The 22,324-nt window shown below is 43.1% G+C and carries 18 protein-coding genes; 9 read left to right on the top strand and 9 right to left on the bottom strand.

The genetic code is table 11. From position 1 onward, the window contains the following. Positions 1-153: 153 nt before the first annotated feature. The 6 genes from H8796_RS14055 to H8796_RS14030 form a co-directional block, all read right to left on the bottom strand. On the bottom strand, positions 154-921 hold the full coding sequence (locus H8796_RS14055; RefSeq protein ID WP_117932107.1) for an N-acetyltransferase: 768 nt from the start codon (positions 919-921) through the stop codon (positions 154-156). Between the two features lie 55 nt (positions 922-976). Next, positions 977-1,906 carry a 23S rRNA (adenine(1618)-N(6))-methyltransferase RlmF gene (gene rlmF, locus H8796_RS14050; RefSeq protein ID WP_117932105.1) on the bottom strand — a complete coding sequence of 310 codons (930 nt, stop codon included), beginning with the start codon at positions 1,904-1,906 and terminating at the stop codon, positions 977-979. Between the two features lie 72 nt (positions 1,907-1,978). After that, positions 1,979-2,629, bottom strand: coding sequence for a response regulator transcription factor (locus H8796_RS14045; RefSeq protein WP_117932103.1), 651 nt, complete (start codon positions 2,627-2,629; stop codon positions 1,979-1,981). Positions 2,630-2,698: 69 nt separating this feature from the next. Further along, positions 2,699-4,147, bottom strand: coding sequence for a SusD/RagB family nutrient-binding outer membrane lipoprotein (locus H8796_RS14040; RefSeq protein ID WP_117932101.1), 1,449 nt, complete (start codon positions 4,145-4,147; stop codon positions 2,699-2,701). A gap of 27 nt (positions 4,148-4,174) precedes the next feature. Further along, entirely contained in the window at positions 4,175-7,414 is a 3,240-nt protein-coding gene (locus H8796_RS14035) for a SusC/RagA family TonB-linked outer membrane protein (protein ID WP_117932099.1), read from the bottom strand. A 134-nt stretch (positions 7,415-7,548) separates the two neighbouring features. Next, positions 7,549-8,733: a PLP-dependent transferase gene (locus H8796_RS14030; protein ID WP_117932485.1), complete on the bottom strand. Its 1,185-nt coding sequence runs from the start codon at positions 8,731-8,733 to the stop codon at positions 7,549-7,551. Between the two features lie 476 nt (positions 8,734-9,209). Here H8796_RS14030 and H8796_RS14025 point away from each other — a divergent pair, with 476 nt between their 5' ends. The 9 genes from H8796_RS14025 (at position 9,210) to mobV (ending at position 18,935) form a co-directional block, all read left to right on the top strand. After that, complete coding sequence (locus H8796_RS14025; RefSeq protein WP_008664943.1) at positions 9,210-10,502, top strand: site-specific integrase; 1,293 nt, start codon at positions 9,210-9,212, stop codon at positions 10,500-10,502. Between the two features lie 13 nt (positions 10,503-10,515). Then, a complete protein-coding gene (locus tag H8796_RS14020) occupies positions 10,516-11,550 on the top strand; it encodes a hypothetical protein (protein WP_008664945.1) in 1,035 nt (344 codons plus the stop codon). Between the two features lie 222 nt (positions 11,551-11,772). Then, a complete protein-coding gene (locus H8796_RS14015) occupies positions 11,773-12,081 on the top strand; it encodes a DUF3853 family protein (protein WP_008664947.1) in 309 nt (102 codons plus the stop codon). A 12-nt stretch (positions 12,082-12,093) separates the two neighbouring features. Further along, positions 12,094-13,167, top strand: coding sequence for an AAA family ATPase (locus tag H8796_RS14010; RefSeq protein ID WP_074857271.1), 1,074 nt, complete (start codon positions 12,094-12,096; stop codon positions 13,165-13,167). Between the two features lie 428 nt (positions 13,168-13,595). Next, positions 13,596-13,952, top strand: a complete 357-nt coding sequence (locus H8796_RS14005; protein WP_032542126.1) for a hypothetical protein — start codon at positions 13,596-13,598, stop codon at positions 13,950-13,952. Positions 13,953-13,955: 3 nt separating this feature from the next. After that, positions 13,956-14,321, top strand: coding sequence for an IS66 family insertion sequence element accessory protein TnpB (tnpB, locus tag H8796_RS14000; protein WP_025868342.1), 366 nt, complete (start codon positions 13,956-13,958; stop codon positions 14,319-14,321). 75 nt (positions 14,322-14,396) lie between these two features. Further along, complete coding sequence (locus tag H8796_RS13995) at positions 14,397-16,070, top strand: IS66 family transposase (protein ID WP_032542125.1); 1,674 nt, start codon at positions 14,397-14,399, stop codon at positions 16,068-16,070. Positions 16,071-16,391: 321 nt separating this feature from the next. Beyond that, on the top strand, positions 16,392-17,411 hold the full coding sequence (locus tag H8796_RS13990) for a toprim domain-containing protein (RefSeq protein ID WP_187343811.1): 1,020 nt from the start codon (positions 16,392-16,394) through the stop codon (positions 17,409-17,411). Between the two features lie 183 nt (positions 17,412-17,594). Beyond that, entirely contained in the window at positions 17,595-18,935 is a 1,341-nt protein-coding gene (gene mobV, locus H8796_RS13985; protein WP_074857274.1) for a MobV family relaxase, read from the top strand. 132 nt (positions 18,936-19,067) lie between these two features. On the opposite strand, the gene H8796_RS13980 is transcribed toward mobV, so the two are convergent. Genes H8796_RS13980 through H8796_RS13970 form a run of 3 tightly spaced genes read right to left on the bottom strand, consistent with a single transcriptional unit; the run spans position 19,068 to position 22,312 of the window. Next, positions 19,068-19,601 (bottom strand): porin family protein, encoded by a 534-nt coding sequence (locus H8796_RS13980; RefSeq protein WP_005809729.1) that lies wholly within the window; start codon positions 19,599-19,601, stop codon positions 19,068-19,070. A gap of 41 nt (positions 19,602-19,642) precedes the next feature. Further along, positions 19,643-21,190: a thiol-activated cytolysin family protein gene (locus H8796_RS13975; RefSeq protein WP_005818873.1), complete on the bottom strand. Its 1,548-nt coding sequence runs from the start codon at positions 21,188-21,190 to the stop codon at positions 19,643-19,645. Between the two features lie 15 nt (positions 21,191-21,205). Then, positions 21,206-22,312, bottom strand: a complete 1,107-nt coding sequence (locus H8796_RS13970) for a thiol-activated cytolysin family protein (RefSeq protein WP_005809735.1) — start codon at positions 22,310-22,312, stop codon at positions 21,206-21,208. Between the last annotated feature and the right edge of the window lie 12 nt (positions 22,313-22,324).

The raw sequence follows: 22,324 nt of genomic DNA, 5'->3' as shown, positions 1-22,324 counted from the left end.
AAACTCTTAATCGTGTTTAATCATTAATGATCCAAAGGTATGTATTTTCCATAGAACGTGCAGACACAATTTAAATTTGCAAAATAAAAATAAGAAACATTAGCTAAACATATTAGAGATGTAACGTGGTTCCAAGTCAGCTATTCATCTGAATCACAGCCCCAACGCTTTACTCAATCGTCCTTCAAGACACACACTTAAGTCAGTTGTTACAAACTTCCCATTATGAAAAAGAGTAAATATAGTAGCCGGAGTAGGTGCGTTTTGCGCCTGTTCCATACTTTCTAATTCAATTATTCTCAATGGAATATCTTTGCTCGCAGCAGCACTGACTAAAGAACCGCGAACGTGAAACTCCGTAAACGGGCAGCGATGGGTATAATAAACGACTATTCCATCCTTATCCGAACACTCACCGCTCAACACGCAATCATTAAAAGAAGGATCAGGAGCAGCCGGGTTTAGTTTCAAACTTAAAAGGCTGAATCCGTAAGGGAGTTTTTCTATTGTTTGGAAACCTTGTCGCAACAGCCATTTCGTGTCACTCATAAAATGAAATTTAGAAGTGCCCACCACTGTCACAAGCCCATCTTTCCCCTGCAATTTTGCATCATCAATGGCAGACTGCAATAATGCCTTACCATGTCCGCAACCTTTATATTTACCTGACACCCAGAAACAGTTTATCATCAGATAATTGGGAGCATTCACCGGAACCCATGCTTTTTCAGCAGGACCGTATTCGATAAACACTTTTGCCCGTTCATCAATACGCCTGAACACATAGCCGTTATCAAACTCTTTCTTCAGCCATTCTTTTTTGAGTTCATAACTATCCTTGCATTTCTTATCTGAAAAAGCACAGCATATATGTTCGTTTGCAATATTCTCCTTTGTCAAAGTGATGTAATTGGTTTCCATAATATTCTATTTAATTAATAGGTTAAACAAATAACAGTTCAATATTCACTCATTGTTATGAGTTGGTAGAAAATCGCCAAGCTAATATCCTGCTACTTTTAGTTCCCTGCTGCATTCGAATAACTTTATATTCGGACACATTCACCGATTTTAATTTGGCATATAACTTTCCCAGATTCTTTTCTTTAGAAACCAAACTCGTAAACCATCCGCAGTTCTTCTGATATTTTTGGCTCTCGGAAATCATATTCAATAAGAAACGAACTTCTCCGCCCTCGCACCAAAGTTCATTCGCACTCCCGCCGAAATTTAGCTGCACTTTATTTATCTTCGTACCTTTCAGACTGCTTAATTTGCGTAACGTTCCGTCTTCCGCCTCTTCACGCGAACTATGAAACGGAGGATTGCATATTGTCACATCAAAATACTCATCAGGCATAATAATTCCATCGAAAATCTTCTTACTGTCTTTCTGAAGTCGCAAGTCAATCTTATGAGCCAACACAGGGTTGCAAGTCACTATCTTTCGTGCATTTTCTATCGAAACCGGATCAATATCAGTACCAACGAAAGTCCATCCATATTCAGTGTGTCCTATGATTGGATAAATGCAATTTGCACCTACCCCAATATCCAGACATCTACATTTTGACTTCTGGCCATTAGCATCTCCCGCCGGTAAATCCGGTGTTGTTTCGTTCGGCTGGATAAGATCGGCAATATAATGAATGTAATCCGCCCTTCCGGGAATAGGCGGACACAAATATTGCTTCGGTATGTCCCAATAGCGGATGCCATAATAAGTTACCAATAATGCTTTGTTCAAAGCCTTCACCGCTTGCGGATTAAAAAAGTTTATAGTTTGTATTCCGAGGGGATTGAGCGATACGAATCTCTTTAATGGAGGATAATTTTCCATCAACAATGGAAAATCATACTGACCATTGTGCTTATTTCTTATATGTAACTCACCTTTTTTTGCCATGCGGGCAAAGATACAGAGAATTTTCCTGCCTACAAATTCTTCTTAACTCTTATCCTAACACTCTTCTGAATATCATATATAATATTCTACCATTTCAATCAGCCCGGCGCGTAAAGTATACTTAGTTGCTTCATATACATTATTCACACCCAACTTCCGGAAAATATTCTTTTTGTGGGTGATAATAGTATGAATGCTTGAGGTTCTTTCCAATGCTATTTCTTTCACGGATTTCCCATGTGCTATCAATTTAAGAATGTCAATCTCTGTAACAGTCAAAACAGAATGAATTTCCGGTTTGTCGGAACCGATTATCAATAAATTGGTTATCTGATGACAAAGAAATCGTTCCCCGTGTGCTGTACACATCAATGCAGAATGAATTTCCTCACCGGAGTTCTCTTTCAAAATCATACCAATATTCCTTTCTACACTCATCCTACGAATAAAGTCTTCGCTCAATTCATTGGAAAACAATATCCAACGAACTCTCGGAAAACGTTTTTCTATAATAAGAAACTCTTCTATACCATTGATGTCAAACAGTGTATAGTCAAGTATAACGACACTGTCATTACATTCTACCAATGCAAGCATGAGCTCTTTCTTGTTTGTCACATCTATCATGCGACATCCACTGAATATAGCGGAAATATATCCATGCATTCCCATTCTGGTTATATCCTGATTATCTGCTATGATAAATGTAATGTCAGTGTTCATTGTTATTCTGATTTTTAAATTCAACGGATATTTTTCAAACGCATATTGCAGCCCGGAGACACGGAGGTATCATCGTTCTTTATTAGCTACATCAAACCACAAACGGGTAGTAATCTCATCTGCTCCCTGATGGGATATGGCAATCTGATACTGCTTACCATTCAGTGATTGTTCCGTTACGGGATAAAAAAAGCGACGAGGTAACTCTCCGGAACCCAAAACGGAATCGGGACCAGGGATAAGCTGGGGATAACCGAGCCTGCGCCAGTCAGTGAAAGCATCGGGTCCCTGTCCATAATAAGCGATCCACTTCTGCCAGCCGATAGATTCATACCAATGTGCGGCGTCGAACCGAATTGCCTCCTGCTGCAAATAGGAATCGATTATACGATTGTCTATAATGCCAAACTGATTCAATGAAGCAGTAATAGCTTCGCGGTAGAGCGTTTCCGCATCAGCCGTTATCCAGCCGCGTGCAGCGGATTCTGCAAAGATAAACAAGACCTCGGCATACGTATAAAATACAGCCGGAGAGCTATCTTTCAAAAAATAAGTACCGGGACGGGAAACTTTATTAAATCCCTGATTATTAGCGGCATCAGCAGATAAGGAATTGGCAGCTCCTACATAGTTTTTCACACTTTCGTCTTGAGGTAGCTGGGCTAAAATTCCAATTCTCGGATCATTCCATTCATTCAGTTTATCAATCAACGTTTTTGATACCCGCTGATCATCACGTGAATTGAAAGCAGATGCCCATGGATTCCATTGTGGTGAAGAAGTAAAAACAAAACGGGCTATAGCATCATTGCTATCTATTACACTGTTACGATTATCCCAAAGGGAAGCAATAACCCGACGCGCTGTATCCTCATCACGGTCAGCTAATTCAAGGGCGATACGTAGCCGTAGGGAGTGGGCCAATTGTTTCCAGCGGGTAATATCATTTCCGTAAATCAAATCCCCTTCTACCGTTCCTCCTGTGGTAGAAAGCAACTGGTCAGCAGCAATCAACTCCTCCAAAAGCCCGCGCAAAACAGTCTCTTGTGAATCATAAGCGGGTGTTACACTTTGTGCATATTCACTGTATGGTATATTTCCATACAGATTGGTCAGCAACAGGTAAACCCACGAACGCCACACTGTAGCTATCCCTCGATAATTATCATTTCCGAGTTCCGAACTGATAATAGCATTCAAGTCAGTTATTAGCGTTGCATAGCCGGTGTCCCACGTAGTGGTAAAGCTACCATTATCCACATTATAGCAATCTGGCTCTGTATATTGTATTTTAGCCCAATGTTGCACCCACAACAGAGTCGAATTATAGTTCGTACTACTTCCCCAATAAAGATTGGCGGCATGATACTGTGCAGCGGCAAGTAAATAAGCCGGCTGTGGATTTTCAGTGGCATTGGGGTTGCGGTTGATATCAGTCAATTCATCATCACACGATGATAGGGAAATGGCAACCACTTGTACCCATATTATATATAAAAAATATATTCTTCTTTTCATCTTATCCTATTATTTAAAGGTTCACATTTAGAATTTCACGGAAAGGTTCACACCAAAGGAACGTGTTGTAGGCAATGAATAGGCTTCTACTCCTTGTGCATTTCCAGTAGTCAAAGCCGATTCCGGATCTATATTAGGGACGCTCTTATAAATAGTCCACAAGTTACGTCCCGTCAGAGTAACGGAAGCTTCTTGCAAATGCAGTTTCTGCGTCCACAAGCGAGGTAGACGGTAACTCAAAGCGACTTCTCGCAGTTTCACGTAAGAAGCATCATATACATTAGCTTCAGCAATACTATAAATACGATGGTAGTATTTCTCAGCAGATACAACCTCTTCGTTCTTAGAACCACTTTCCGTCACTCCTTCTACCATAATGCCATCCTGATACACACGGGTGGATTGCCCATTGACCTGGACATAGTAAAGTCCATCAGAGGATACGGAATAAGAAGGAGATTCTGGTAATCGTACATTGTTACCCATGGCATCAGTATAATACCACAAGCCACCGTGCTCGGCATCCCGGCCCGATAATGTGTTAGCTAATACACCGGTATATTTTCCAGTTTTATTAGTGTTGGAAAAAATAGAACCACCTACACTTGCATCTATCAGAAAAGAAAGACTTAACGAACGATAACTGAAAGTGTTACTGATACCGCCTGTCCAGTCGGGCGTAAACTTCCCCAACGTTTTATTTGTGGTCGAAATCTTAGGCAGACCGTTAGCATCCACCACAACGTTTCCATTAGCATCACGCACGTATGAAGTGCCGAACAGGGTTCCATAAGCTTCGCCCACTGAAGCCAGTATCTGAATACCAGACGAGTAGAGCTGGTAACTCGTAATCAGACCTTCATCATCCAATTTGACAACCTTGCTGCTGTTGGCACCATAATTCAAATCCAGATTCCAACGAAACCCTTTCGATGTTTGTATAGGAACAGCGCCCAATTGTATTTCATAGCCACGATTACGGATATGTCCGGCATTACGCACCTGCGACATGTACCCACTGGCAGCAGTAGTAGCTAGTTTCAATATTTGATTACGACTATCGGTCTTATAGTAAGTGAAATCCAAGTATAGGCGATTGTCCCAAAAAGCCGCCTCGAAACCAGCTTCTATAGATGACGTCTTCTCCGGTTTTAGATTCGGATTCATACCAATGGTAGAAGAACTTTGAAGTGGATTCCCATTGAAAGCTGTTTCTGAAGTAAAGACCGTTGCCAATTGATAAGGATTGGCATCTGCTCCCACTTGAGACCATCCTCCACGTATTTTTAGGTAGTTAACAGCTTTACTTCTCCACCCGAAAGCTTCAGAAAGCAACACACTAGCCGTCACCGAAGGATAGAAATAAGAATTGTTGTCCACAGGTAGTGTAGACGACCAATCGTTCCGTCCTGTTATATTCAAGAAAGCCCAACGACGGTAATCCAGTTGTATGGAACCGTAAAGACCATATTGCCGTAAACGGTAGAAATCATTGGACGAAGTGAGCGGATCACGCGAGTTAGTCAATGTATAAAGATCAGCAACCGCCAAACGGGGAGCAGCCTGATAATTATTCTCATATTGTTTGTTACGTACATTAAAACCCAGAAGAGCGTCAATTCCCCAATTTTTATTCAACTGTTTGATATAAGTCGCCAATACTTCTGTGTTATTCTCTTTCACCGTATAGGCATCTTCAGCATAACTGCCGTAAGGCGAACCGGCACCTGCACTTCCCCATTTTACTTTGGATTTCCTCCGGTCATTATACCAGTCGGTACTAGTACGGAAACGCACATTCAACCCATCTGTCAGACGGAATTCGGCATGCAGATCACCTATCAGACGATGACGTTCCTGACTCTGTGTATTATAAGAAGCACTCCAAAAAGGATTGTCGTAATAGCTTGAATTCCAGTTGCGAGTATAGTCCGCCTTCAATGAGTTCGTATCCACTTGACGTCCGAACCACAAGAACTGAAGCATAGGACTGTTAGAACGTACGTTACTGCCCGAGGGGGTAGCTGACCCCGGTAAACTGGGAGCTGTATAAACGATGTAATTGGCCGTAGCTCCCACCACAATCCATTTTGCCAGATGGTAATCCGTATTTAAGCTGATATTCGTCTTATTAGTTCCAGCATCAGGAACGATACTGACTTGTTTTTCGTAGTTATATCCTACACGGAACTGGTATTTGTCGTCTCCACGGGCAACAGAAATACCGCTGTTTGTAGAAATACCCATGCGAAAATAATCGCGTACATTGTTGGGATGGGATACCCAGGGAGTAGCCACACGATTACCGTCAGCGTCCAATGGGCTATCGAACTGAGGAATCAACAAACCAATATCAAGACGTGGCCCCCAGCTTTCGTCTACCCCGTCATTCACACCTGCACCCTTGCCATCTACATAACTGAACCGTCCCCCTGCCCCTTGTCCAAAAAGATTTTGAAACTCCGGCAAGGTAGCAACAAAAGAGACTTGCGTGGAAGAATGTAATGTAATCCCTATCCCTTTCTGCCTTTTGTCTCCTCCCTTAGTAGTGATGACAATAGCACCGTGAGCAGCACGCGCACCATAAAGGGCAGCGGCATTCGGACCTTTCAATACAGTAAGTGTTTTTATGTCTTCCGGATTCAGGTCTGCTATTGCATTTTTAAAATCGCGTCCGCTGGAACGTGCATTAAGCTGCGAATTATCCACTGGGATTCCATCCACAACAAAAAGCGGTTGATTCTCACCTGCAATAGAAGTTTCACCACGAATAACAATGCGACTGGAACCAACATCTCCTTGTGTATTGGTAATACGCACACCAGCTATCTTACCACTCAACGAATTTAACAGATTATTATCTTTCCCTTGCACCAAAGCATCCTGTTTTACTTCCTGTGCCGTATAGCCCAATGCCTTTTTCTCGCGTGAAATACCCAAAGCCGTTACTACTACCTCATCCAGCAGATGCGTATCACTCTTCAGTGTTACCGATACCTGTGGTGCAATAGCTACCTCTTTTGCCATCAGACTAATGTAAGAGATTAGCAGCCGGGTGGCTGATGGCGGGAGTCCACTCAGTTCAAATCTCCCGTTGACATCAGTTACGGTACCCAATGCAGTTCCTTTTACTATAACTGAGGCACCGATAACCGGCTCCCCATCTTCTTCTGTGGTGACGATGCCCCGCACTGTTGTCACCTGTGCTGCCCCTTGTATCACTCCTATTGCAAGAGCAAGCAAAAATAAATGAATCCTTTTACCCATTATTGTTTACTGTTAAAATGATGGGGCAAAGGTATTAGATATATACAAACTGATAAATCCCGTATGAATGGCATTTTATATACCATATTTGCGGTATATTTACAGTTGCGTGTATGACTTTTAGATTTTTGCTTCTAATCCTTTTTATTATTCAAAGCCTGTCTGACATCGTCAAACAGATCATCCACATCCTCCAAACCAATTGAGAAACGGATAGTCGTATCCAACACATCCATGTCCTGTCGCTGTTTATCAGTAAACGGACCAAAAATAGTACTTGCAGGATGAATAGCAAGCGTCTTATTGTCAAACAAGTTAGTAGCACGACGTATCAATTTCAGTCGGTTGATGAAAGCAAAGCATGCCTCTTTACTTTCCAGGTCTATCGTAATCATAGCACCGGCAGTCGGACCAAACTGTCTTTGTGCCAAAGCATAGTATGAATTATCCTTCAGCCCCACATAATTCACACGTTTGACAGCAGATAATATGCGAAGCTTACCAGCCAACATAGCGGCATTGGCAGACTGTATCCGATATCGCGCGTCCAATGTTTCCAATCCGATAGTATGCATATAGGCCACATGAGGAGTCATATAAGCTCCCAGATTGAGTAACATCTCTGTACGCATACGTTTACCGAATCCCGGACATGTACCATAATCAATTACTAAACCACCAATGGAAGTGGCTCCCCCTGATAAATATTTGGTACTGGAAACCACTTCAATATCTACGCCTAAGCTATGTGAATCGAATTCTGTGAAAGGAATAAGCGTAGTATCAACGATGAGAGGAATTCCCCTTTCATGAACTATCCGTGAGAGCGCCTGTAAATCCGCCACTTCCATCTGCGGATTGGTGATAATCTCCATATAAATGCAGCAGGTATTACTGTCTACTACTTTCTCTACTGCTCCAATGTCTGTCAAATCACACAATCTAGGTTCCACCCCGAAGCGGGACAATGTACCAGCAATAAACGAATAAGTATTACCAAACAAATGACGCGATGTAACTATATTCTTTCCTGCAGCTGCAATTGAAAATAATGTATTACTAATAGCCGCCATACCGGAATTGAGGGCTATGACTTCTGCTGCCCCCGTAAGTTCCTTCACCTTATTCTCCAAAAAAGTCACTGTGGGATTCATCACTCTGGAGTAATCCGGAGCATCTGTCCGCCCGCAAAAAGCATCAGCCATGTCATCGGCATTGTCAAATTCATAAGCCGTTGTATGGTAAACCGGCATACTGAGAGAATTGTAAGAATCTCTTCTTTGGAACTGCGTATGAATCGCTTGGGTCTGTTTTTTCATCATTCTATTCATTAATATTATAACTATCAAATCTCGTACAATAAGAACAAAGGTAGATATAAAAACTGAAATCCGACAGTAGATAAAAATAGATATTTAACTGATAATAAGCACTTTGGAATAATATTCTTTAAACCGATAAATTCAATCTAAAAAAAGAGTGTTTATTCTAAAATAAACAGTTCAAATAGTGTTATTTTCTATTTCAACAGAAACCGCCCCTTTTTATGCTTATCTTATTCACATACACAAAAAAAAATCCCCGTAAAGTACTACTTTACAGGGATTTATCTATTAACTGAAGCGGAGAGACAGGTTCTATCACCTATCATTTCAAACAATATCACAAACTCGTAATATATTGTTAATTACCAAGTTATTACAAAGTAAACAGAAAATAAAATATCTCTTAATATCTTTGCATATCTCACTTCTTGGGTGTATTTTTGGGTGTCAATTTTCAAACACACCCAATTATGAATATCAAAAGAAACATCATTTTCGCACTGGAAAGCCGGAAGAAAAACGGTGTGCCAATCACAGAGAATGTACCTATCCGTATGCGTGTAATATTCGCAAGCCAGCGTATAGAGTTTACAACGAGATACCGCATTGACGCTACCAAATGGGATACGGACAAACAAAGGGTAAAGAACGGATGCACAAACAAACTGAAGCAAAGCGCATCCGAAATCAATGCAGACCTGCTAAGACAGTACACGGAGATACAGAACATCTTCAAAGAGTTTGAAGTACAGAACGTACTACCCACACCCGCACAGATAAAGGACAGCTTCAATGCAAGGATGAAGGATGCACCAGTCACAGAGCAGGAAACAGCCGAAGGACCTAAAATCAGCTTTTGGGAGGCGTTCGAGGAGTTTATAAGGGAATGCGGGAAACAGAACAACTGGACAGACGCAACCTACGAAAAATTCGCTGCGGTAAAGAACCACCTGAAAGAGTTCAGGGATGAACTTTCCTTTGATACGTTCACCGAGAACGGTCTGAATGACTATGTGGACTTCCTGCGTAACAAGAAAGATATGCGTAATAGCACCATAGGCAAGCAGATAGCCTTCCTGAAATGGTTCCTGCGGTGGAGTTTCAAGAAAGGGCACAATCAGAACATGGCTTATGACAGCTTCAAGCCCAAGCTGAAAAACACACCCAAAAAAGTAATATTCCTCACATGGGAGGAACTGAACAGACTGAAAGACTACAAGATACCCCAAACCAAGCAGTATCTCGAACGGGTAAGGGACGTTTTTCTGTTCTGCTGTTTCAGCGGGCTGCGCTATTCGGACGTGTACAACCTCAAACGGAGCGACATCAAGCCCGACCATATAGAAGTGACCACCGTAAAGACAGCGGACAGCCTTATCATAGAGTTAAACAACCACAGCAAGGCGATACTGGAAAAATACAAAAGCGTACACTTTGAAGATCACAAGGCACTTCCGGTCATCAGCAACCAAAAGATGAACGATTATTTGAAAGAACTGGGGGAACTTGCGGAAATCAACGACCCGGTAAGGGAAACTTACTACAAGGGAAATGAACGTATAGACACCGTCACACCCAAATACGCCCTGCTGGGAACCCATGCTGGAAGACGGACATTCATCTGCAACGCTTTGGCATTGGGTATTCCCGCACAAGTAGTGATGAAGTGGACGGGACACAGCGACTACAAGGCGATGAAACCATACATAGACGTTGCCGATGACATCAAGGCCAATGCGATGAACAAATTCAACCAACTGTAAACACAACAATAGCATGGAAGAAAGAATAACCTCAATGATACCCCGCTACGGGAAACTCAACAAGACATATACGGAAATAACATCCGGTGACGGCCTCTCTTTTGAGAAGCAGAAGTTTATTCATGACTTTTACAAAGAGTATGAAGACACACAGACCTTTGAAAAGGCACTTATCAGCCTCATGCTTGAAACGGAGGGTACGCACTTTTCCATATTGCTGAACAGCCTGAAACGGGAGATTGAAAACAATATCTCAATGTATAATACCTGCAAGGAGTTTTTCGACCGTCTCGATATTGAACATATCTGCCGGCAGCATGAAAGATGTTATGACCGGGACATCGAAAGACAAATGCAAATCACAAACGAATATTACCGGGAACTTATGGAAGCTAACGGCTCTTTGGAGGCAGTCGGTTTCAGGGAACACGACCGTCAGGAAGAGGAGCTTTTGGAAAAGAGGTACGAACGGTGCAAGCAGGAATACGACAGGGAGAAAGCCAAACTGGATGAACTATATGCAAAGAAGAAACAGGCAAGGCGGGAAGCCCTGCAATACCTGAAAAACCGCTGCGGAGACATATACAGGCTGGACGGATCGCTGCTGGCAATTCTTGATAAATACATGACCGGCCAAAAGAAAAAAGGAGAGGAAGAAAAAGAAAGTTCCGCATCTGACACCATATCAAAAAAAAGCCCGGTCTATTTCCCCATGAAACTCCTGTCAGCCATTCACGAGACATGCAACGGAGAGCAGTTCGAGGAGATCAATGAACTGGACTTCTACGCCAACATGAACTTGCAACCGTGCGCGAGCAGATTAAAGGTGAGAAAGGATGAAAAGGCACGTGTATGCTACCTGATATTTCTCATGGGAGAAACACTTTCCAAACCCGACAGAGAAAAGTGGAAGGAGGAAATCATGAAACTGCTGGAGATAGATATAAAATATTACAAGTCCAAATACAAGGCACCCGTACCCCGGACCGATTTACCCAGTGACAGCAATCAGATATTTGCGAAGGAAATGCAGTCAATATTCCGATAGTTAGCGATACGCCACGACATTCCACGAAACAACCACTTTTACCACCCGAAATATTTTTCACCACTCTTTATTATCTTCTGATATTTAGTGAGATAGCGTGATACTCCATTCACGCTATCCACATCCTTACCACCCGTATCCGGGATTAACTTTGCACTGTTCGAACGAAACAAAAAAGCCCGTGCGCAGGGCTTACAGTACAAACGTTAAATTCATTCCAACATGGAAATCAGAGAACTTTTATCAAAGCCCGTATGGCAGATGACGGGAGAGGAATTCATATTACTGAACCGACACGCCCTGCAGGAAAGGGAAGCGAGAGCAGCACAGCCCATAGCCGATACGGAAAAGAAATACGTGTACGGGATAGGCGGCATAGCACGCCTGTTCGGATGCAGTATGCCCACAGCAAACCGCATCAAGAAAAGCGGGAAGATAGACAGAGCCATTACGCAGATAGGACGCAAAATCATCGTAGATGCGGACATGGCACTCGAACTGGCAGGACACAAAAGCGGAGGACGCAGATAAGGAGGTACGGACATGGAGTACAGAGAAAGAAAAGAAGTCACGCCCGAAGCGGCGGTGATACTGTGGCAAGCCTCACGGCTCGACCTTTCGGAAGACTACGAGAGGGCACCCGAAATACTGAAAGTACACGGTTCCGTCATAGGCACGCTGGGGAACTTCAGCGCATCAATCGGAAAAGCAAAGAGCAAGAAAACGTTCAATGTTTCCGCAATCGTGGCGGCTGCACTGAAAAACGGAACAGTGCTAAGCTACACGGCGGAACTGCCCGAAAACAGGAGGAAAATACTCTATGTGGATACCGAACAAAGTTCCTACCACTGTGCGAAAGTGGCAAAAAGAATATTGCGCATGGCGGGACTGCCGACAGGCAGGAACCATAAAGACCTTGAATTCCTTGTCCTAAGGAAGTACACACCCGAGGAACGAATAGCAATCGTGAGGGAGGCTATTTACCGCACCGAAAATGTAGGGCTGGTAGTCATTGACGGAATACGGGATATGGTATACGACATCAACAGCCCCAGCGAGTCCACGAAGGTAATCTCCCTGCTGATGACATGGACGGGGGAAAGACACATACACATACACACCATACTGCATCAGAACAAGGGGGACGAGAACGCAAGGGGACACATCGGAACGGAGCTTAGCAACAAGGCCGAAACAGTGCTGCAAGTGGAGAAGGACGAGAAGGACCCCGACATCAGTACGGTCAAGGCAGCACATATCAGGGCGATGAACTTCGAACCGTTCGCATTCCGCATCAACGGGGAGGCATTACCCGAACTGCTGGACGAATACCTGTTCAAACACAAGGATCCGGGAAAAGGGAAAAGGGAGAAGTTCGACCCCTACAAGGACATCACAGAGAAGCAGCACCGCATCGCACTGGAAGCGGCATTCACACTCAAAGATGAATACGGCTACAAGGAGCTTGCGGAAGAATTGAGGGAAACCTACGCTTCTGTCGGTGTCATGCTTGGGGGAAACAGGCTGACAGACCTCATTACAGTACTGAAAAACAAACGGATGATAGTACAGGAGAACGGCAGGAAATACACCTTCAAACCCGATTTTCACTATTAGCGGTATTGTATGGGAACCACTTTACTTTAGTCCCGTACCATATATATACGGAAGTAAAGTAAAGTGGATATAGCCCGTAATATACAAAAAGATACGGGCGAAAAGAAAAAATAATATTCACACTTGACAAGAACAACAGTATGACAGTACGGAAAAAGGGTATGGTCTCATACCCGGCCTCCACCATGACGGCACAGACCGGAAACCGCTTTACTTTAGTCTGGGGGCATATATATAGCAAAGTAAAGTAAAGCGGATGCAGCCCGTTACACATGAAAGGGTACGGGCGAAAACCCCAAAAACAATATCTACTTAAAACAGAAATATGATGAACATGAATGAAGCGAAGTAAGTATTCGATAAACTCCCCCTTTCATTCTAAAAATGTGATGTTACTTTTGTAGCCAAAGTAAAAAAGCTCAATCATTATGTCACATCAATGGACCATGGAAGATTTTGAATCTATTTATGCCCGTTTCAAGTCGAGCGGACTTTCAGTTATAGATTTTTGTTCGAATGAATGTATTCGTCCCAAACGTTTCTACGCGTGGCGTTCCAAGCTGCTGCGCAAAGGCGGCTTTATCCCGGTAAAGGTAAACAGTAAGGGACAGGTCAGTCTTCCCCATAAGGAGAAATCCCTTCAGTCTGCCCCTCCGGTCAGCCCGTCGCCAATTCCCCAGCCGCTATGTGAGATCTCCTATCCCAATGGCGTCACAGTCCGCTTGAACAGCCCTTTGTCACCGGAGGTATTGCAAACCCTGATATTTTTGAATTCAAACCGTTAGCCTATGTTTTCTTTGAATGAATCCAACAGATATTATCTTTACCCGTATCCGACAGACATGCGTAAGAGCTTTTATACGCTTAGCGGCATCGTGACCAACCAGATGGGAAAGAATGTACGGGACGGTGACGCTTTCATTTTTATCAATGCGAACTGTACCTGTATGAAAATCCTCCATATGGAATATGGTGGTCTGGTGATATACCACATGAAACTGGAACAGGGGCACTTCCATCTGCCGGTCATAAATACGGAGGAAGGTCGGATTAAAGCGATTGAAACCTTCTGGAATGACCTTGTGATGATGGTCCAGGGAATGGACGGCAGCAAGGTCAGGCGTTATAAAAGAAGTGGTTTCCATGGGTTGTAGTTGTAACAAATTATAACATATACAATGTCGTATTCCGGCTGTTTTTTAGTATCTTGGCATCATAATTAAACGATTATGCCAACCGATAAGGAATTACTGATAAAGGATCTCATGCACAAATGCGACTGTCTGTATAGAGAAAACAGCCGGTTGAAGGAGATGGTGTCCACGCAGCCCCTTGAAGCTGCGGACAAAGAGGCGTATGAGGCTTTATTGTCTGACAAGGATGCCATAATCGCCCAAAAGGAAGCAAAAATCAACAGTCTGGAACAACGTGTATCCTATCTTGAACGGCAGTTGTACGGGAAGAAGGCGGAAAAGTTCATAAAGCCTGACGCCCAGGACCGCTGGCTGGATTTTGAAGGCTTCGACATGCTTCCCCGGGAGGCTGAAGCCGCAGAGGAAGCGGAAAAGGAGCTGAAGGCTACCAGAGAAGCGATCATCGCCCGTAAAAAAGCGAGGAGGCAACATCCTACGAGAAAATCCCTTCCGGAAAATCTTGCGCGTGAGGAGGTTCATATATATCCCGAAGGGTATAATCCGGAGGAGTGGACGCTCCTTCCCGGAGAGGAAGTGACCGAGATCCTTATGCACGAGCCCGAGAAGTTCTATATCCGCAGGATAGTGCGCCATACAGCCAAACGGAAGGGGACGGACGAGTTCAGGACCGGCCCGCTTCCCGTCATGCCGATAGCAAAGAGCTATGCCTCCGCCTCATTGCTGGCAGACATGATGATAGGGAAATATGTGGATCACATACCGTTCCACAGACAACTGGAACAGTTCAAGCGTGTGGGGGTACACCTCCCCGCGTCAACGGTCAACGACTGGTTCAAGGATGTGGCGGATCTGCTAAGACCCCTGTACTTCCGATTATGGGATCTGGTGATGCAGACTGACTACATACAGTCGGATGAGACGACAATCCCCGTGATGAATGACGAGAGACACAAGACGGTCAAAGGTTATATCTGGCTTGTGCGCAGCGTCATGACCGGACGTCAGTTCTTTTACTATGACAAGGGTTCCCGAAGTGGAAAGGTGGTGCTGAAACTCTTCGGCAAGTTCCGGGGAGCCATACAGACGGACGGGTACGAAAGGTACGAGATGCTGGACGCCAAGAAAGGCATTATCCTTCTTGGCTGCTGGGCCCATGCGCGCAGATATTTTTGGGAGGCAAGAAAGAATGACACGCAGCGTGCCGACTATGCGCTCGAACAGATACAGCTGCTTTATGACGTGGAGCGCAAGGCTGACGATGAACGCCTGACCTATGAACAGAGGGCTGAACTTAGGACACGTCTTGCATATCCCATACTTGTGCGCTTCGAGAAATGGCTGGTCAATGAATATCCCAAAGTGATGAAAGGCAGTCCTATCGGAAAAGCCATAAAATATACATACGGAAGGTTCGACAAACTCTCCAGATACCATCTTGACGGTCGCTACAGACCGGATAATAACGAGATAGAAAATAAAGTGCGGCCTGTCGCGTGCGGCAGACGTAATTACCTGTTCTGTGGCAATAATGATGCCGCTGAAGATGCAGCGGTGCTCTACTCGTTCTTCGGCTGCTGCAAGGCTGCCGGGGCTGACTTCCGCACGTGGCTGATCTACTTCCTTGAACATGTACATGATTATGACGATGACTACTCGATGGATCTGGCCGAATTATTACCTGACAATCTGTTATCCGGTGGCAAGATATTATCCGTTACGCCACCGGAATCTCCCAAGAAAGACTCCTGATACCTTCATAAATCCCGCCTAAACACGGGAAAACTACCGTTTTATACCAATCAAGACGGGAAAATAGGGAATAAAGTGCCGTTTTTATCTTCATTATCCCCGATAAATAGGGAAAATAAGGGAAAGAATACCCTTTTATACCAATTATGGCGGGAAAGCAGGGATAAAAATACCGCTTTATCCCATTTATCACAGGAAAATAAGGGAAAAGGGGGGAAACTCCCTTTTATCCGCTCCATTAGTAGGAAAAATATCAACTTCTATAGAACCCTGCACATCTTTTGGTTGAATTGATGTAACAATAAATCATAGAACGATAAAATGAATAAACGATATTATGAACATACGTTACCCATTATACGAGGGAGTTTATCGAATACTTACGAAGCGAAGCAGATACGCATAGAGGAATATCTGCACAGTCTTGGATACAGTCCGGTAAGGCAACAGGGTGGTAGTCTATGGTACAACTCACCGTTCAGGGACGAACAGGAACCCTCCTTCAAGGTGAACACCGAACGCAACCTATGGTATGATTTTGGCGCAGGCAAAGGTGGTAATATCATCGCACTGGCACAGGAGCTATACGCATCCGACAGTCTGCCCTACCTCTTGGAAAGGATAAAGGAGCAGGCACAAAACGTGCGCCCGGCCTCTTTCTCTTTTGGCAAGCAACCCTTGTCAAAGCCGAGTTTCCGGCAGTTGGAGGTAGTACCGCTCTCCTCTCCCGCCCTGTATGCCTACCTGCGGCAAAGGGGAATAAATACGGAATTGGCAAAAAGAGAATGCAGGGAGGTCCGCTATCTGACTGGGGAAACCCCATACTATGCTATAGGCTTCCCCAACCGTTCGGGAGGATACGAGATACGCAACAAGCATTTCAAGGGATGCATAGCACCGAAGGACATCACCCATATACGGCAATCGGAGCCGAAGGAGGCATGCTACATCTTCGAGGGATTCATGGACTACCTCTCTTTCCTCACCCTGCGGCTGGAAAGGTGTCCCGACCGTCCCGAACTTGACGGGCAGGACTACATCGTACTGAACTCGACTTCCAACCTCTCCAAGGCAATCCGACCATTGGGCGGTTACGGGTGCATCCACTGTTTCCTCGACAACGACAAAGCGGGAATGGAAGCTGTTCAGGAACTGCGGGAGGAATACGGGCTGCGCGTCCGGGACGCGTCGCACATATACGGAGGCTACAACGACCTGAACGACTGCCTGCGGAGTAAGCAAAACGGACAAGCCGAACATCAGCAGCAGAGACCGGAGCCGGAGAAAGGACAACGGCAGGCAGAGCAACTGAAAAAGAAAAACAAAGGTATCAGGATGTAACCGTAGAGCCACCGGAAGGCTTTGAAAAAAGCCATAGCTCATTAGGGCTTTTTCTTAACGCAATGCACACATTGCTAAAAAAGCCCCAACGAGCCATAGGGGCGCCGCCCCTTTGGAAACCCCGTCTGCCATGCGGCATAAAAGCAAGGCAGGGGAAGTATTAACCTGAAATTATTGACAGTTATGGGATATGCAGTTTTGCATCTGGAAAAGGCAAAAGGGACGGACAGCAGGATGTCCGCACACATAGAGCGCACCGTTCACCCGAAGAATGCGGACAGAACGCGCACACACCTGAACCGGGAGCTCGTACAGTTTCCCGAAGGGGTGAGGAACCGCACGCAGGCGATAGCCCACCGGATAGAAACGGCAGGCATCAGACGCAAGGTGAGCGCCAATCAGGTGAAGGCAATCCGGATACTCCTTACCGGAAGTAACAAGGACATGAAGCAAATGGAAGCGGAAGGACGGATTGAAGACTGGTGTAACGACAGTCTGAAATGGATCCGGGAAACATACGGGGAGCAGAACCTCGTATCGGCAGTACTGCACATGGACGAGAAGACACCACACATACACGCCACAGTCATACCGATAGTGACCGGAGAGCGAAGGAAAGCCGGACAGGAAGAACAGAACGGGAAAAAAAAGTACAGAAAGAAGAACCCGCAGGACGTGAGACTCTGCGCAGATGATGTAATGGCAAGGCACAGGCTAAAACACTATCAGGACACTTATGCCCAAGCCATGAACAAGTACGGCTTGCAGAGAGGCGTGGACGGCTCATTGGCAAAGCATATTTCCACCATGCAATACTACAAGCAGCTGGTGGAGCAGCAGGACAGCCTGCAAGAGAACATAGAAAACCTGCTGGGGCTGGAAGAGGAAGCAATGAAAAAACTGAAGCAGGTAAAGGGGGAAATCAACGTGCAGAAAATGAAGGGGGCGGCGGTGAACGCCACCACAGCCATAGCGGACGGGGTGAGCTCACTTTTCGGAGGCAGCAAGGTTAAGAGGCTGGAAGAGGAGAATGAAAATTTGAAACGGAACATTGTGAATCTGCAAAAACAGGTGCAAGCCGAACAGAGGGAGCAGACAAAAATGGAAAACCGTCACAGCAGCGAGATAAACAGAGTTGACCGGAGCTACCGGCAGAAAATCGCAGAATACGACAATCGGCTGGAACTGATAGACACCTACTTTCCTATTGTAAAGGAACTGATGCCCATAGCAGAACAATGCCGGGAAGTGGGCTTCACCGAAGAACTGACAAGACGAATTGTCAGCCTGCAACCCGTGGAGTTCAAGGGAAGGCTCTATTCAAAGGAGTACAAGGAGAAGTTCAGGACGGAGCACTCAACGGCAACAGTGGAGAGGAACCCGCAGGAGAAAGGAAAATTCAGGCTGTGCATTGACGGAATACCCATACTCGATTGGTTCAGGAAGAAGTTTCAGGAAATTAAAGAAAAGTTAGGGCTAAACACACCTGTTGAAAACAAGCAACGAAAAGGATTGAAAATATAATCACTTAATAACGAGAGGCTATAAATTATTAGTGCCAGTAAAAGAATATACTCTTTACTGGCACCTGTTAAACGCAAATTGACACCCTAAATCTAACAAATATAAAAAAATCTATTCTTCACTTGGACAATATCAGAAAACATAACCAACTCCCAATACCAACCTGGAAAAATCTTTATGTGTCACATAATACTGTAAATATACATTTATATGGTTTATAAATCTAATACCAACTTGTGGAGCCACCGCAAAGTGCAACTTATAACCTTCATTGAAAACTCCCACATCTATATTATCAATTGAAACACCAGTTCCCAAACCAACATAGGAATCAACAGATTCATTCCGTAAGAAATGATAATTAGCTGCCGGCATAAGAGATAAAGATCTTCCATTAAAAGTATTATTCAGTACAATTGTGTAACTTTCATAACCTAATTTTAGATTTACACTTAACGGATTGGTGGAAAACCTATATATTCCATTTAAATAAAACCCAACATGATTTTCTTTATATCCATTCTTTTGTAGCCCAATTGGATAATTGGCTCCTAATTCAAATTCGAATCTCCTTCCTTGTGCTAATACCAGCCCAATATTGCATATAAATAACCAAAGAAGTAACATACATACTTTTTTCATAACCAATTTATCTTTTAATACCATATCTCTTATTTATTTGTTCGACAAGGAGTGCTAACTTCAAATTATCGCCACTTCTTTGGCTCATTTATAGCAGGGAGAATTTTGTAAAAACCACCTTCACTAAGACTATATCTGAAAGTGTTTTGTTCATATCGAGTTCTTCTTGGGTTATTATGCGTCCAAACAAATTCTGTGAGCAACAAATCATGTTTTAATTGTAATTCAGTCCCACGGCTATTATTACTCTTAACAAATTCTTCTACTGTTGTATCATCCTTTTCTGTTCTTGGTATTCGAGCCTTCAAATAATGTCTGCTATGTTCTACAATATTAAAAGAAATGTATCTTGGAGCAACTGTCGGAATCTTAGCCGTTCTATCAGCATAAAAGGCAAGATGTACATCGCCAATTATCTTTTCTCTTTGTAAAGATCTACCCACATAGGAGTCATTTTTTAGATTCCGATATTCAATTCTTGCATATACAGGATCGCTATCAATATCAATTTTAAATTTAACTTTATAAGGTGAATGATCCGACAAATACGCAAAGCTGCAAAATATAGGTTTACCAGGTGTCTCTGCAGAAAAATGCCCTCCTTCACTTATAAATTTGATAAAATCGTCAAATCCGGTAAGGGTCTTTACACCACTGTCACCATTTCCTCCCCCTACATATACTTTCATTCTGGCCTCATCAAAAAAGCCCTTTTCTTCAACTGTCAGAAATTCTTTTTTGTTATATAAAAAGCCATTAACGGCCTTCTTTACAATGGACTCCGCATTCTCGTATATTTCATCGGTTTCAAGAGTTAATATGCCGACCCTTCCATAAGCTATGGAGCTCACATAGACAGGAGAGTATTGGGCATTGATACTACCTTCAATAAAACTCTTCTCAGGAATATCCATATCAATCGTAAAATATTTCTGAATAAACCTTATATATAAGCCACTACTTTTACTAATTCGTTCCTTATGTTCTTGTTGGGAAGATGACGACCCCCAAAATAAAAAGCTCGTATTGGCATTTGATCCAAAAGTCATTTTCAGCTCATCATAAGATGTAAAACGGTGTATATCAAAGTGTACGGAAGCTGATTGTTGCCCTATACCTTTCTGATGCATCAAATCCATTACCAACTGCCTACATGAAGACAAAGATGGCTTTTCAAGTACACCTGTAACTTTTTGGGCAGGAAAGGACACAGAGACATTTATAGGCTTATAGTGGACACTGATTGTTTTATAATCCTGATTGGCAACGCTTGCCCCATCCAAGATAGAGCCAGGATAAATATATCGATTCAGATTATCCAAAACTATCGACTCATCTGCCTGTGCATGAATTGTTTTACCAAACCCATTATCCCATAATGTCTCAGAAATGATTTCTGAAGCTCTTGTATGGATATGTGAAGGAGAAGATAAAACCTTATCTCCCATATCAGGAATATAGTTATGCACATTTATATTCACCACTTGTTCGGGATACTTAGGTAGATTTTGAAAAGAACAGCAATCAGATTGCTGTTCTTTTTTGTCAAATTCTTGTTCACATGAAATTAATCCTATAGCAAATAAAAACAGAGTATATCTTAAGATTCTCATGGTTCTAAGTTATTGTCAATTTTCTAAATGGATTTTAAATTTGGAGTAGAAGGGAGAGTTATCAGATAAATAACTCGCAGTATAAAAAATTGCATCTCCCGGCAGGTCTTTAGAAAATCGACCTCCTTGAATTATAAAATCTTGAAACTCATTCCACCCCTTCGCAGTTTTAACAGTGCCTTCTCCTTCTCCATTATACACCATGACGTTCACCTCTGCTTCTTTAAGAATCTTTTCTTGTTCAAGATTAAAAGATAATTTCCCATTTACAACTTTAGCTTGTAAGGCAGCTTGTAAGGCAATTCTTACTTTATCATAACTTTCAGAAGATTCTATCGAAATTAAGGCCATTCTTCCATAAGTAATGGAACTGATATAAATAGGATCATACTTACCGACAGATCCCATATCATCATGATTTAAAAGAATATTTCCATCAGCAGGAAGGTCCATGTCAACAGTGTAATTACGTTGTACTATTTTCGCAAACAATCCGGTTTTCTTTCTTATTTTTCCCTTATCAAGACTGACATCAATATTAAGGAGCCCGCCTATGTTGACATTTGCTCCAAAAGCAAGTTTTAACTCTTCAAAATAGGAAAATTGCCTCATATTATAAGTAAAAGACCCCAACTGTTTACCTGTCATGCCTTCTTTATTCATTATATTCTGCAAAGATTGCCTTTGTGCTGAAAGGCTCGGTTTTGCGATAATATCAGTAACCCAACGAGCTGGAAAAGAATATGATATTGTAATTGGATCCATAGGTTTTACAATAGGAACAAAGCGCTGCTTTTCAATAGATCCACCTTGAAGAATTGAACCTAAATAAATATACCTCATTAACCCTTGAGTTGGTATATGTTCATTTGTTTCATAAATTAATGTATGTCCATTTCCACTACTCCATACACTATCTTTCAATAATTCAGAAGAACGAGTAACGGAGGTTTTATTAAATGAAGCAAAGCTTTCTGGATTATCCATTGAAATATTTATCACTTCTTGAGGGTATCTCTCAAGAAGAACATGATTAGAGCCACCCATTTCTTCAACTGTATCATCGGAACATGAAATTAAAAACATAATTGGCAAAATCAACAAATATACATACTGTTTCATAATTAATATAAT

This window comes from Bacteroides sp. M10 (assembly GCF_014334015.1).
Taxonomy (GTDB): domain Bacteria; phylum Bacteroidota; class Bacteroidia; order Bacteroidales; family Bacteroidaceae; genus Bacteroides; species Bacteroides intestinigallinarum.
The sequence above is the reverse complement of the archived record's forward strand: the minus strand, read 5'-3'. Positions and strand labels throughout refer to the sequence as shown.